Source organism: Maribellus comscasis, assembly GCF_009762775.1.
Lineage (GTDB): Bacteria > Bacteroidota > Bacteroidia > Bacteroidales > Prolixibacteraceae > Draconibacterium > Draconibacterium comscasis.
Window position 1 is genome coordinate 62454 of the sequence record NZ_CP046401.1, and the last position, 15127, is coordinate 77580.

Below are 15127 nucleotides of genomic sequence, written 5' to 3' on the forward strand. Positions count from 1 at the left end.
TGATCAAAACAAACACGTTATTCAAACGGCTTGCAAAGAAAATACTTTTTTGCAAAAAAATCAAGCAGATGCTAAAGTTTTTAAATAAAGAATTAACAATTGACAGTTGATTATTTTTTCACACTACCGGACTTCACTTCATTTCCGGAATAACAGAAACATAAACTACTAAAACCAAATACCTTGTTGCCTGTCTTTGAATTAATTTACAAATTCAATTTTGCAGTATTCCCTGCTAATAAAAACTCTCCTTTTTCTTATTTTAAAACATCGGGATTAACAGCTCAATCCTATGCTGTTATTAAGGATACCTAACACTAGGTATTTTCTAACCGTCTGACATACGCTACTTTTGAACTGAACTTTTGCTTTAAATAATAAAAACAGGCTGAAATTGCCTCTGTTTATTATTCAAAAATATATTAAATCACACCTAGCCGTAAATATCATGAGAATACGTATTACACTTTTCATTCTAATTTCAATTCTTCTTTTTTCTAATCGAATTATGGGTCAAACGTATAACGATTTGACAGTAAATAAAGCTGATTCACTTGCTTTGGTTGATATATATAATAATCTGGATGGAGACAACTGGTATTTCTGGACTGGATTTCATTTCTGGTTTCGTGGATACTGGGTTGTAGGCTGGGGTGGAATTGGAATAAATAATCACCGGGTTGACAGCGTTGACCTATCATGGGCTTACTTAAAAGGGACTATCCCAAGCTCAATAGGAGACTTAACCGAATTAAAGTATTTAGACTTACAAAGCCTGAAAGATTCGGTATATGGTGGGATGCCGAATGAAATGGGCAACTTAACCAAACTTGAACATTTGGCACTTAACATCCGTACTGAGATGAATATTCCTTCTTATATATGCACATTTAATAACCTGGAAGTGCTTAAACTGGGCAGTAATTTTACAGGTAATATTCCAACAGAACTGGGGAACCTGGTTAAATTACAGAAGCTTTACCTGTCGGGTAATAATTTAGAAAGCAATATACCATCAGAACTGGGAAATTTAACCAATTTAGATATACTTTACCTTTCCTCAAATAATCTTGAAGGTAACATCCCTCCGGAACTGGGTAATCTGAACCGTCTAAGTTGGCTTATGCTGAATGATAATAACATTGGGGGAACCATCCCTCCGGAACTGGGAAATTTAGATAGTTTAAGCTGGTTTAACCTATATAATAATAACCTGGAAGGAACTATACCGCCGGAACTGGGTAATCTAAGTAAATTAGATCGTTTAAACCTGCACGACAACAACCTGTCAGGAGCTATTCCACCTGAACTTGGGAATTTAGCCAGTATGACAAAACTTTACCTGCACAATAATAATTTGGAGGGTACAATTCCCTCTCAACTAGGCAATTTAGCTAACCTGAACTATCTATACCTAAACAATAATAATCTGGAAAGTCCCATTCCTGCTGAATTAGGAAATCTAAGTAAACTACAGAACGTTTATGTAAACGACAATAAATTCAATTTTACTGATTTAGAAATATTTGCCAGTAAAGATTTAGATAAATTTGAATATGCTCCACAAGCCAATATAGAACTTACAACATCGGTTAACGGAGCAACAACTATATTAAACATGGATGCCGGTGGAACACAAACAACTTACCAATGGTATTACGATGGGACTGCAATTTCGGGGGCTACATCAGCAGGCTGCGAAGTTGAAACCGGAAAAGAGCTTACTAAATATCTGTGCAAGGCAAAAAATACGCTATTGCCGGATTTAGTGCTGAACGGCAAATATGTAATCCCAGATGAAGAAAGATGCTGGGAAACCGGTGCGTTAACATTCTGCCTGTCGTCGGGAAAGTGGGAAAAGGCAAGTGGAAATAATAAAATTAAAGCTACCGACATCCTTTCGATAAATGACTTTTTATATTTTGATGGAACAATTACCATCGATACTTCTGCGTTGGAAATCGATGCCAATGGAGAATTCTATGTTGATAATATTCCCCTACCTGGCGGGAACACAGGCAAATACTCTTTAGCGGTTGGAAATTACAATCTTAAACTATTAGGCGAAAACGGGCAAATAACAAATTTTCTGAACTCAAACCTGGAACAAAGCGCTGAATTATTTGGCATTGGCTTAAAAATTGACATGCTGACTCTGGTAAATGAAAAAGACAAGACAGGATTGAGTATTGGCTGTTCGATGAAAGTTCCCGGTATTTTAGGAGGGTGCGGAACCGTTGAAAAAAAAGAAACAGAAATTAAACTCAGCGATTTGGAGATTACTTCTGCCGGAATAACACTAGGTGGAGTAGCTGTAAAAGATATGGGACTATTGGCAGATGGTTTTTGTTTAAAAAATTTGGAATTAAGCTATAACTCAAAAAAGAATATACTTAATGCGGGCATGATGCTTGGCCTCCCCTTTGGAGATGTTGGAGGAGGATTTAAAATAGAGGAAGGGCTGGTGGACAGTATCGGCTGGCATATCGAATCGAATGTGGCTCCTTTTGTAATTGGAACTACAACTGTTGGTATAAAAGGTTTTTTCGGACACGTTTCCAGCATAACAAAACCGGCTATGGAGGTTGAATTGGGTGGAATTTTTTCCGACATTCTTTCTGATGACCTTTACCGATGCACTTTAAGTGGAACAATGGTTTGGCCTGCAACAATTGGATTTAAAGGAACAGGGCAGTTTATGAGGCCCATCGACAACTCTCTCCCGTTTCAGTTACAGGGAAACACCTCTGTGGCCTGGGATGTACCAAACAGCGTTTTCAAAATCGAACTTGGCGGCAAATTTGGCACCCTCGACGAAAAGACTTGGCTTATGACCGGGCAAGGTAATTTCAATATCTATTTTAAGGAAACACCATCTGTTTTATCAGGCAAAATGAACGGAACCATGACTCTCCCAAAACTCTCGGATAACGCTCCTTTTAACTGGTTAAATTCCATGTTCGATTTTCCTGTTAATGTAAGTGCGTCCGACAGATTTATCTATGGAAATTCAAAAGTGGCTTACGGAGAAGCTACTTTTAAATCTGACAGTCATGGGCCCTACACCCTTAAATATGTAATTGATCTTACGAAAGACATTGACGATGAAGAATATCTCTATTTCAAAATCAGTTCGGGAAAAACAAAATCAGCAATAATTAGTGAAAAAAGTGCATCAACAAATGCAACGATAACAAAAACCTTTGATGTACCTGAGAATACGGAGCTGGGTATTATTGAAATAAAAAGTACGATTGAGGCTCCTGTTTCAACACTAACCTCTCCACTAGGGATAAGCTATACAGAAACACTTTCCAACGACAGTATTATTTACACATCTTCGACTGATAACAAGGAAGCATTCTGGACGCTGATTGATGCAACACCAGGCACATGGACAATTAATTTAGAAAATCCAAACACAGAAGATACAATCATTACTTATTTTCAATTAAAGGAACAGGAATTTAAATTTTCTGTTAACCAAAATGGAGATGAAGTTACGGTGACCTGGAATACAGAAGAGATAGACGAAGGCCAGCAGGTTTGTGTGCTTCTTGACAATGATAAAGCTGATTTTAATGGTTTTAAAATCAAAGAAGCTGATGCCGGCCTGGGAACTTTAAACTTTACGCTTGATGAAAATACGCCCGATTGCAGCTATTATGTGTATGTTCAACTGATTGACGAATTTACAGTAAATGAAAAATATGCCGACGAGCCGGTATACAATTCTCTTGCCTCCCTTTCGCCTCCTGACAAATTTAGTGCAAGTTACAACACTCAAACCGATGAAGTTGAATTCAGCTGGGAACAGGCTTCTTCTTCCGATGTAGCCGGATACATTTTAACAATTACTGATGAATACGGAAATGATTCGGTTTATGCCGTACTTAACAGTGTTCAAACAAATATTTCCCTCTATATTGAAGACCACGAAAACAAAACTGGCAAAATTGAGTCCTATAACAACGATGGAAAAATTGGCTGTCCTTCAGAACTGTCGAGTCTGGTTACTTCGGCAGAAAGTATACCAAAAAATAATAAACCGGATAACAAATTAAATGTATATCCAAATCCTACAACCGGAAAATGTACAGTGCGTTATTATGTTTCAACCCCAACAAACTGTGAAATAATGTTGTTCGATATAAACGGGCGCAAGATTAAACATCAATTATCTGGTTTTCAAACAGAAGGATATCATCAGTTTGAATTGGATTATAACGATTTACCAAACGGAATTTATATCATCAAGTACGTAAGTAACCTTGAGTCGTTCTCTGTAAAATCAGTTTTGAACAAATAACGGAGAAAACAACAATCAATCTATTTTGAAAACATTGGATAAAGAGCCAAAAAATTCAAAAAAAAATGTTATGTGCATTACAAAAAACCAACGAGTTTGTGTCTGCTGCAAATGGCAGAAGCTATTTCTATGTTTTATTATCCTATCTTTTAATGCTTGTGATTTAAATTCGGGAGAGAGTAAAAATAAATGCAAAGAAACGGAACAACCTTCGTTTGAAAAATCACTCTCTCCAGCGATTCATATCAAAAACAGCAAAGGTGAAGATTATTGGGGCGCACATGTTGAAATTAACATATATAAAGAATATTGTGACGGCACCATTAATGGTATTTTCGTTAAAGAAACGACGACAGACGAAGAAGGATATGCTGATTTTGCATATATTTTTACATACAAATTTGCAAATCTGGAAGATAAGGTAAATTACATTATTACTGTTACCGGAGAAGATCCGCTTACGGGAGATACAAAGGAATATAAATATTCCGACAGCATGGACTACGAAGAGACTGCCGAATACGCTGTAAATCCGGTATATTTAAATCACACTTTACAAGTTACCTGGTAAATTTTATCGTATGTTTAACTGACAGCAAAATCCGCAGCTATTTCTCCGTGTTAATTATTTTGTATTTTTAAAAGAAAAACAAATTGAAACTAATTTTCCTTATACTGGTTTGCCTTGCTGTTATTCACAGCCACGCGCAAAATTCGAGAATAGATAGTTTAAATTCACTTTTAAACTCAACAACTGATAAATTTGAGATCGCAAAAATAAATCTTGAACTCTCAAAACTTTATGAGTCAATTGATCTTCAAAAAGGAAAAGAGTTTGCAAAAAAAGCAGAACAATTTAACAACAACGACTCATTAAAGGCCGAAGCCAGCAATCAACTTGGGAGGTTTTATTTTTTTATGGCGGACATGGATTCTGCTGTCTTTTATTTCACTAAAGCAAAGGAAACATTAAACAACCTGGATGATGATAAAAGAGTGGCCATCATAAATATTAGTTTAGGAGCAGTGCAGCTCCGGCAGGGCGATTACAACGGCACCATTAAAACACTCACGGAAAGTGCTGCATATTTTGAAGAAAACGGTGACAAGCTAAATGCAGCAAAATGTTACAGTAATATTTCAACTGCACTGGCCGAACTTGAAAATTTCAAACAGGCAATTGATTACAATGAACGCGCACTGGATGTGTTTGAAACACAAAACCTGTTACCTTTCCAACTGATTACACTCCCCAATCTGGCGGCACAACATTATAAAAACGGAGATACACTGAAAGCCATCGGGTACAATCTGGATGCGGAAGAACTTGCTGTAAAAATAGGAAACAAACGCTCACTATCTATTATTTACAACAATTTGGGAAGTATTTATTTAGATACGGATCCTGCAAAAGCAAAAGGTTATCTGGAAAAAACCATCCAGTTAAAAAATGAGCTCAACCTAAAAGCCGGGATTGAAGTTACGCTCGGAAACCTCGGATATTTAAGCATGAAAAATGGTGATTACAAAACTGCCATTTCCTACTACAAACAGGTAGCCAAGATTGTAAAAGGTAAACAGCTGGTATTTGCATACAACCAACTCAAAGAATGTTACAACAAACTCAGTCAACCTGCAAATGCTTTGGTATATTCTGAAAAATCACAACAATTAAACGACAGTATTTTGAATGCTGAAAACCAAAAAATTTTCACCGAAATTCAAACAAAATACGAAACAGAAAAAAAAGAAAAAGAAATATTTGAACTGCAAACCAAAAACCTGGAAGTTGAGGTCAAAAAAAACAGAAACAGAAATTTACTTTTTATCGTTCTCGGAATTTTAGCGGCTACTATCTTTATTGTCTATCTTTTGCTAAAGAGCTCAACACGAAAAAGAATTGTCGCCGAACAAAACCTAAAAATCAAACAACAGGAAATTACGCAAATTTTAAAAACCCAGGAATTAAACGGAATAGACGCGATTATTTCCGCTCAGGAGGAAGAACGCAGTCGGATAGCCGACGACTTACACGATAATCTGGGGAGCAAAATTGCAACGCTGAAATTATATATTGAAGAACTCAAAACATCGAAAAGTAACGGAAAGGAAGAGCTAATTGAAAAGTTAAAATCACTTTCCGATGAAACCTACAAGGAAGTGCGAAAAATAGCCCATAATAAAAACTTTGGAGCTTTAATCAATCAGGGATTGATTCCTTCAATAAAAACAATTGCAAGAGAAATTTCAATTTCAGAAAAACTGCAAATCGATGTAACCAACATCAATGTAAACAAACGCATAAAAAACAATATTGAGATTCAGGTGTTCAGAAGTGTTCAGGAATTGCTTACCAACATTATCAAACACGCTGAAGCTACAGAAGCAATTATTCAGTTCTCGGAAGATGATAACCGGCTAAACATTATGGTTGAAGACAACGGAAAGGGGTTCAGTTTAAACGAAGTAAAAATTGGCCTTGGCCTGACAAATATTGAAAAAAGGATTGAAAATATTGACGGTAACATTGTTGTTGATTCAACTCCGGGAAACGGAACCACAGTCATTTTAAATATTCCTTTATGAAAATTAAAGTAGCAATTGCAGACGATCACAAATTATTTATAGACGGTATAAAATCAATTTTATCCAACCAAATTGATGTTAAAATCGTAATTGAGGCCGCAAACGGGCTGGAACTTGTCAAAGCAGTTGAGAAAGGCCCACTACCCAATGTAATTGTAACAGATATTCGAATGCCTGTTATGGATGGAATTGCTGCAACAAAAATACTCACAAAAAATTATCCAAACATTCCGGTACTTGCGTTAACGATGTTTGACCAGAGTGCTGATGTTTTTGAAATGCTGGAAGCCGGGGCGAAAGGTTTTGTAACCAAAGAAGCGGACAAGCAAGAGCTTCTGGCGGCGTTAAAAAGTTTATTAAATGGTAAAAAATATTTTAGCAAAAACCTACCGGAAAACTTTAACTCTTGGTTTTCCAGCACTCCCGATGAAAACGAACTTGCCCTCACCCGTCGTGAAAAAGAAATCCTTGGTTTGATTGCAAAGGGAAGAACTACCTTACAAATGGCTACAGAACTAAAACTAAGCAAATTTACCATTGATACCCACCGTAAAAACATACACAAAAAGCTGGGAATAAAAAGTAATACCGGTTTAGTAAATTATGCGCTCAAAAATCTTGATTTGAATTATTAGTTTCTAAAAAATATACCTAGTAGTAGGTATTTTAAGCCGCCTGCGAGAAGGTTAAATTTGTACAAAAACCAGAATTTAATCTAACCGCGACAGTATGAAACAAAATTTCACTCAACAGCTAATACAATTTGGTTTAATCATTTTTCTTCTTTCTTTTTCCCTTAACGGATATACACAAAAAACATTTACTGTTGTTTGCGACAAAACAGACAATACAGTAAAAGTCGTTGATGCTGATAAACGATCGCCAAATTATGTACCCATTAAAGGGGGATTTCCTTTTCGCCAGGTAGCACAGAAATGGATCGATGAAAATTATTCTACTACTCAATGTGACCCGGGAGAAATAACAAACCAGATTAAAGCTCAGTCGCAATCTGTAAATTCAGACATTAATAACAATACAGTTACCGCTGCTCCCCCACAACACACAACTGCTCCCGGTATTAAAAATGTACAAAGTCAAACGGCAGATACTCCAATAAAATTTAATAACACATCTCTTTTGCTCGACATTAAATTTTCTAATCTTGGCGAGGCTTTGTTACTCGAAAACAACCTTGTACCCGGAATAGAAATAGGTATGGAACAGCTATTTGGAAACGAAATATATTTTGGCACAGGGGTTCATTTTAATGCCTATCTGGCAACACTTGAAAACAGCAGTGACGACGATTCACAGTTTTACTATTTCGGGCGAATCCCTGTCTTCTTAGGATATCGTTTAAACTACAGCGGAATGATGATTATGGCAGAAGCCGGTGCCGAGATAAATACAAAAATGGCTTCTACAGAAACGGATAAAACAATACTCGGAAGAACAGGAAAAGACAATTCTGTTAACTTCCTGGGAAGAGTTAAAATTGGCAGCGAAACTGTAATGTTGGAATTGGGAACTGAATTCTGGCTGACCGAAATTCTCGAAAACTATGAAGACTTCAACATGACTGCTTTTTACCTTGGACTTAGATTTTATTTTTAAACCCATGAACAATGTTCCGGAATTTCCTCATAATTATCGTTCATTTCATTTTACTTGCCCAATTTTCTTCCGCGCAAATAACAGTAGATCAAGACCAACTGTCGAAGGCATTAAAAGAAGAAATAGAGGATGAGATCACCAGTAAATTAACTTCATCGGTTCAAAGCGCAGAAGCCTGGGTAACGAAAGAAACCTATTTTTCAATCATTTTAGAACCACTTGAACCTTTTGGTATAAACCCTTCTGATCCAAATTTTATAAATCAGGCAAACGACACTTACCAAAAAATCCAGCAAAAAGTAAAAGACGATCCATCGCTAACAAGGAGTGGTCTTTTAAAAGATGAAATGAAAGGATGGGTAAAACAAGGGTTAATAAATTATGCTTCAAGCTATATCGATAAAGAATCATTTGAAATTTACGACCAATGTTCCGGCCTTTTTTCAGCCGGAAAAGAAAAAATAAAAGCACTTTTGGATGCGGCAGAAGGAATTTCCGGCTTAGCGCCGGATAATGAAGATTATGAATCGGAGGTTACGGCGATTTTAAAAAAATATGGAATAAAATCAGACTATTTTTACCTCATTGATGATCTCGACAAAGTCCTTTCCGTTGGATACGATAAACTGGCCGACCCGATAAGTGCTTTTTCAACGGTTGCATCAGCGATGAGTTCGGATGACCCGGTATATAAAATTGAAATGTTACTTGAACTGGGTGAGTCATTTGGCGGAAAAGTACCGATAATCGGCGATTTAATCACACCTATTTTCACGTTGGGGAAAGGTGTTCTTTCTGCTGCAAAAGGATTGGAAAATGTATTCGAAAGAAATCTGAACCAGGGTTGTATTAATGCTGATGGAGGAACTTATGCTTCAGCAAACAAAAACAAGAGAACATCGTTTATTCAGCAATTTCCAAATGCCGGGAGAGTTTGTCCGTTAAATCAGAAAGTCTATAATCCGGTGTACAACAATACCTATCAAAGCGAAGATTATGCCACTGATTTATATTTTTATTTGAACAACAAATGGATACAGGGCAAAAAAGACAAACTGCATTCAGGAAGGGATGATATCTTTTCAACCATTCAATGGTTAAGAGGCAACGGGCACAGTCAAAAAGCAACCGACCTGGAGTTTATTGTAAAATCTTTTCAAAAGGAATACGGCTGGAAAATCTATACCAATGAAGTTCAAAAAAGAATAGACAGAATACAGCAACTTTTCCAATATTCCTATGCAACTATCAATACCTGCGACAAACAAAAAATTGAACAGTTTTACATGGATAAAATCGGATTCAGCTGGCTTACAAGATTACTCAATTCCAACGAACTGGAGTACACATGGAATGAACTAAAATACTTTAACATAGCCACCCATGATATTTTAAACTCAATGATAAAAAACTATTATCTAAGTAAACATCATGACAACCTGAACCAGCTCGACAGAATTATCAGAAACCTGGAAGAAAATGTTCCGGTAAATATTTACGGAACAGTAAATAACGGCAACGGAATTCCTGTTAGCGGAGCAAAATTACAGGTTGGCTTAAATTCAATGTTTTATTCAGGTGACCCCGATCATAAAATTATTACATCAGCCAGCGGTTATTTTTCATATTATATTTTAATGATGCTGAATAACAACACGAATATGACTGTCTCCGCCACAACACCAGATGGAAATCCGGTGAGTACTGACATTCGCGTTGAGCCCGGACTAAAAGACAACACATACCGCGTGGAACTTAATCTACCCTACGAAGACCAGGACCAGGATACTACATCGTCTGTTAGCCAAGACAGCACAAGAACCACTACGACACAGGACAGCATACCGCCTCCACCTGGCCCGGACACAACTGCCATCGATATTGACGAGCGAATAAAAAACTCCGATTGTGCAGGAGATCCCTATGCTACAGCAGTTTGGGATGCAGTTAACGAGATTGTCGTTTGCACATGCAGTGACTATTATACATGGGACGAAACACAAAAAAAATGTGTCCCCGACATCAAGCTAATTCTTGAAAATTCCAACTGCTCGCAGTATCCCAACACGCAGGCTATTTGGGATTATGCTTCAAATGAAGCCATTTGTGAGTGTAAACCAGGTTATGTGTGGAATAAAGAAGGGACAGGGTGTGTGGAAGGGCAAGCGCTGCAGGTCACCAATTCTGACTGCTCGGGATACTTTAATTCACGCCCGGTTTGGGATGACAGATTACAGGAAGTTATTTGCGAATGTCTTCCCGGTTATGTATGGAACAAAGAAGGAACAGGTTGTATTCCGGATTGGGAAGATGCCCTTGCCAATTCCGATTGTACTTCGTACCCAAACACAGAACCTGTTTGGGACCCTGTTGCGCAGGAGGTTTACTGTGATTGTATTGCCGGCTATCAGTGGGCAGATGATAATCTACATTGTGAAAAAATAACAACCGAGCAATTTCAAAATGAAGATTGTTCATTGTATCCCAACACCGAAGCTGTTTACGACCCGACATCAAATCAATATTACTGTGAATGCCTCCCCGGTTATAAATGGAACAGCAGCCGAACAGGCTGTGTACCCGAAAGAAAAAAACCGGATATAGACTGGAACGGCTTGTTATCGGCCACAATAGATATTATTAGCGCAGCTAGCGGAAATAACCCCTTTAGCGGAACATCCACCAGTTCTGGTTCAGGTACCCAAACTCAGCAAGCTGTTGTTCATCAAAGTAACTGCAACGACAAACAGGAAGCTGGCGGCGATGCCCCTGAAGTACATAACATTAACCTGGGACAATCTTTCGGAACCTTTGTATTTGACTACGACACCTATGACATAAAAGATCAAATCATTGTTACTCAGGGCGGACAAACTATATTTAATTCCGGTTGTGTTGGTGCAGATGGCAGTATACCTTTAAATTTAAACGGGCGTTCATCAACAGTTACAGTAAGAGTAAATCCGAATTGTGACGGAACCAGTGGAACAAGTTGGAATTTTACGGTTCACTGTCCAAGAAATTAGCATATTTATATCTTTCCATAAAATCAGAAAAAATACCCGTACGTTACTGATTAAACCAAGTCTATTTACCATAAAAAAAATCGATACAGAAACTGAAAATAACTTATGTTCTTTTGAACTTATTCTCTTTATTCTTGTTCTACTATCGAAGAAAATTTTAATATAAAATATTTAAATAAAACCATTATGGAAGAACAAAATGTAGCACAAATGCCAAGAATTGGTGACATGGCTCCCGATTTTAAAGCCAACACAACACATGGTCCAATTCAATTTTCAGAGTACATCAAAGATAGCTGGACGATTTTGTTTTCTCATCCTGCTGATTTTACTCCGGTATGTACTACCGAAATGAGTGGTTTTGCTGTTCGCGGCGACGAATTCAGGGCATTAAACACCAAACTTATTGGTTTAAGTATCGACAGTATTCACGCCCACGTAGCCTGGGTAAATAACGTTAAGAAAAACACAGGCGTTTTATTCGATTTCCCGATTATAGCGGATATCGACATGAAAGTGTCTCAATTGTACGGGATGCTCCAGCCAAATGAAAGTGAAACAGCAGCAGTTCGTGCCGTATTTTTTATTGACCCAACCGGAAAAATCCGTTTAATTATGTATTACCCGCTAAACGTTGGTAGAAATATGGATGAAATAGTAAGAGTACTTACTGCTCTTCAAACAACCGACAAACACGGTGTTGCGTGTCCACTTGACTGGAAACCGGGTGAAAAAGTTATTGTTCCACCGCCAAAAACAGTGGCAGAAATGGAAGAACGCGAAAAAAGTGATTATGAAATGGTTGACTTCTACCTTGCAAAAAAAGATTTGTAAGATTTGATACATTAATAATTTCTTGGAAAAGAGGCTGTTTTGCAATTCAGCCTCTTTTTATTTTTACCCACCGATTGCTAAGTTAAAGTGTAAAAGTAGACATTCTAAAAAACAAAATTTCGTATCTTACATTTTCAAAATCTAACGTAATAAAAACCGACATGAAAAAAATATCATTGCTAACCATTTTTACATTTTCCGTTTTATTTTTAAGTGCTCAAAATCAGGAAAATTCAACGGTAACATTAGACAAAATTTCAGATAATCTTTATCAGGTATCAGGCGGTAGAGGTGCCAACGGCGGTATGTATATTGGCGACAACCATGTGGTAATTATAGACTCAAAAATGGATAAAACTTCGGTTGATGGCATTTTTTCAGCTGTGGAAAAATTAACTGACAATCCGGTTACAATACTGATAAATACACATAGCGATGGCGACCACATAAACGGAAATCAATTTTTCCCAAAAGAAGTTACCATTATAGCACACGAAAACTGCCGGAAAGAATTTCTTTTACCACAACGTGATGGTTCACCTTCTAACTGGTCAGGCGAAGAAATGATGCCATTTGTTCCGGAAATTACGTTCAACGATAAAATGCAACTTCATTTAGGAGACAAAACTATTGAGCTTTATTACTTTGGGATTGGGCATACAACAGGAGACATTGTTGTATATTTTCCGGAAGAAAAAACGGCTTTTATTGGCGACCAGGTATTTTTTGAGCGCCCGCAACTGATTCATTCTTATAAAGGAGGAAATTCTTTTGAACACGTAAAAACTACAAAAAAGCTCCTTACTACCATTGATGCTGAAAAATTCTGCTCCGGGCATTCTGAAATTAAAACACGCGCCGATATTGAAAAACACTTGATTGAAATTACAGCCCTTCAACAAAAAATTAAAAATATGGTTGCAGAAGGAAAAACGCAGGAAGAAGTAAAATCAGCGTTTGCAGAAAATGAAAGTCGGCTTGTGGAATCGGTTTACAACGAAATAAATGAAATGTAATTCTCCTTTTTAAAAAACATTGATATGAAAAATCTATTCTCTTTTACGCTTTGTATCCTTTTTGCAGTTGCTGTTTTTGATAAAAGTTATGCATCTGAAAACCCGACAAAACAGAATTCAAATAATAAAACGGTTCAACTTTTTAACGGAAAGAATTTAGACGGCTGGTATACTTTTTTAAAAGAACGTGGCAAAAATAGTGACCCAGAAAATGTTTTTACCGTCAAGAATGGAATGCTCCATATTTCCGGAGAAGAATGGGGATGTATTACCACAAACAAAGAATATGAAAATTACCGGATACTTGTTGAATTCAAATGGGGAAAAACCAATCACCCTCCGAGGGCAGAAAAAGCCCGCGACAGTGGTCTGCTTATTCATTCAGTGGGTAAAGACGGTGCATCAGGTGGCATTTGGATGTACTCTATCGAATGTCAAATGATTGAAGGCGGAACCGGAGACATAATTGTTGTTGGCGATGGTACCGACAATTTTAATGTCACATCAACAGTAGCTGATGAAAAACAGGGGAATTCTTTTATCTTTCTACCCGACGGGAAGAAAGAAAGTATCTCTTCAGGCCGTATTAACTGGTTACAACGTGACCCTAAATGGAAGGATATGCTTGGATTCCGGGGTGAAAATGATGTTGAAAAATCTTTAGGGGAGTGGAACCAACTGGAATGTATTGCAGATGGAAATCAGATGACTATTTTTTTAAATGGAAAACTGGTTAACAGGGCAACGGATGTAAAACCGGCTAAGGGCAAAATTCAAATCCAATCGGAAAGTGCAGAATTATTTATCCGGAAGATTGAATTAGAACCTTTATTGAAAAACAGAAATTGATGTTGTAAAAAAAATCTATAAACTCACGTTCACCAAATCATCGCCTGCTCCTAACTCTTTAAGGTGAAATTTAATATCATCTGCAAAGCTGTCGGGCCCGCATAAATAAAACGGTTGGTTGAAATTAGAAAACTGTTCTTTCAGAAAACGTTTATTTATTCTTCCGTGTAAATATTTTTCATTTTTTTCACGGGTTAGCACATTGATAAAGTTATCCCCCAGCATTCGTTTAAATTCATCAAAAAGAAAAATATCTTTTTCTGATTTATTGGAAAATATCAGTGTACTTCCGCCGATATTCCCATCCACTTCCATTTGTCGCAACAAAGCAATAAAGGGAGTTACGCCTGTTCCTCCGGCAATAAATACTCCCGGACCTTTATTTTCAAATGAATCCCACGGTTCGGTAATCAGAAAACTATCGCCTTCTTTTAACTTTGAAAGAGCCAGTGTAACTCCGTTATGTTTAGGATAAACCTTTATTGTAAGTTGCAAATCTTCATCTTTGTTTAAACTTGTAAGCGTAAAAGGAGACCAGGCATCTTTGTAATCTTTGGAGTCAATAGTCGCTTCAATAGCCTGCCCTTCCTTGTAGCTGAAATCTGCCGGCCGCTTCAACAATAATTGCATTACATCATGCGTAAGCCATTTCTTTTGTTCAATTTTTACTTTATACTCCATAATTTATTTTAGTTTATTTCTTATTTAATATTTTGTAGTATATCCTATAACACAAATAAATTGCCATAAACCAAATAAATCTTTTTGTTACGGATAGGAATCTGGCTTTGTTGTTTAAACAATCCCACAGTTCAAACAATACCACTCCAACATATTAATATAAAACACATTACATCCTGGCTTCAAAATTAAAAATTGAAAAAAATAAT

The 15127-nt window shown here is 37.0% G+C and carries 10 protein-coding genes; 9 read left to right on the forward strand and 1 reads right to left on the reverse strand.

Annotated elements, in window-relative coordinates; translation table 11 throughout:
• Positions 1-529 precede the first annotated feature (529 nt).
• The 9 genes from GM418_RS00295 (at position 530) to GM418_RS00335 (ending at position 14237) form a co-directional block, all read left to right on the forward strand.
• Positions 530-4309 (forward strand): leucine-rich repeat domain-containing protein, encoded by a 3780-nt coding sequence (locus GM418_RS00295; protein ID WP_158862014.1) that lies wholly within the window; start codon positions 530-532, stop codon positions 4307-4309.
• A gap of 70 nt (positions 4310-4379) precedes the next feature.
• The gene (locus GM418_RS00300) at positions 4380-4880 is read left to right on the forward strand and encodes a hypothetical protein (RefSeq protein ID WP_158862016.1); all 501 of its coding nucleotides are present in this window, start codon (positions 4380-4382) and stop codon (positions 4878-4880) included.
• An 83-nt stretch (positions 4881-4963) separates the two neighbouring features.
• The gene (locus GM418_RS00305) at positions 4964-6895 is read left to right on the forward strand and encodes a tetratricopeptide repeat-containing sensor histidine kinase (protein ID WP_158862018.1); all 1932 of its coding nucleotides are present in this window, start codon (positions 4964-4966) and stop codon (positions 6893-6895) included.
• Positions 6892-7530, forward strand: a complete 639-nt coding sequence (locus GM418_RS00310; protein WP_158862020.1) for a response regulator transcription factor — start codon at positions 6892-6894, stop codon at positions 7528-7530. Before GM418_RS00305 ends, GM418_RS00310 begins: the two co-directional genes overlap by 4 nt.
• A 94-nt stretch (positions 7531-7624) precedes the next feature.
• A complete protein-coding gene (locus GM418_RS00315; RefSeq protein ID WP_158862022.1) occupies positions 7625-8512 on the forward strand; it encodes a hypothetical protein in 888 nt (295 codons plus the stop codon).
• Between the two features lie 11 nt (positions 8513-8523).
• The gene (locus GM418_RS00320; protein WP_158862024.1) at positions 8524-11538 is read left to right on the forward strand and encodes a peptidase associated/transthyretin-like domain-containing protein; all 3015 of its coding nucleotides are present in this window, start codon (positions 8524-8526) and stop codon (positions 11536-11538) included.
• A 186-nt stretch (positions 11539-11724) separates the two neighbouring features.
• Positions 11725-12372, forward strand: a complete 648-nt coding sequence (locus tag GM418_RS00325; protein WP_158862026.1) for a peroxiredoxin — start codon at positions 11725-11727, stop codon at positions 12370-12372.
• A gap of 161 nt (positions 12373-12533) precedes the next feature.
• Entirely contained in the window at positions 12534-13388 is an 855-nt protein-coding gene (locus tag GM418_RS00330; protein WP_158862028.1) for an MBL fold metallo-hydrolase, read from the forward strand.
• 24 nt (positions 13389-13412) lie between these two features.
• Entirely contained in the window at positions 13413-14237 is an 825-nt protein-coding gene (locus GM418_RS00335) for a 3-keto-disaccharide hydrolase (RefSeq protein ID WP_158862030.1), read from the forward strand.
• Positions 14238-14252: 15 nt separating this feature from the next.
• Here the strand turns inward: GM418_RS00335 and GM418_RS00340 are convergent, their stop codons facing one another.
• On the reverse strand, positions 14253-14918 hold the full coding sequence (locus tag GM418_RS00340; protein WP_158862032.1) for a ferredoxin reductase domain-containing protein: 666 nt from the start codon (positions 14916-14918) through the stop codon (positions 14253-14255).
• Positions 14919-15127 lie beyond the last annotated feature (209 nt).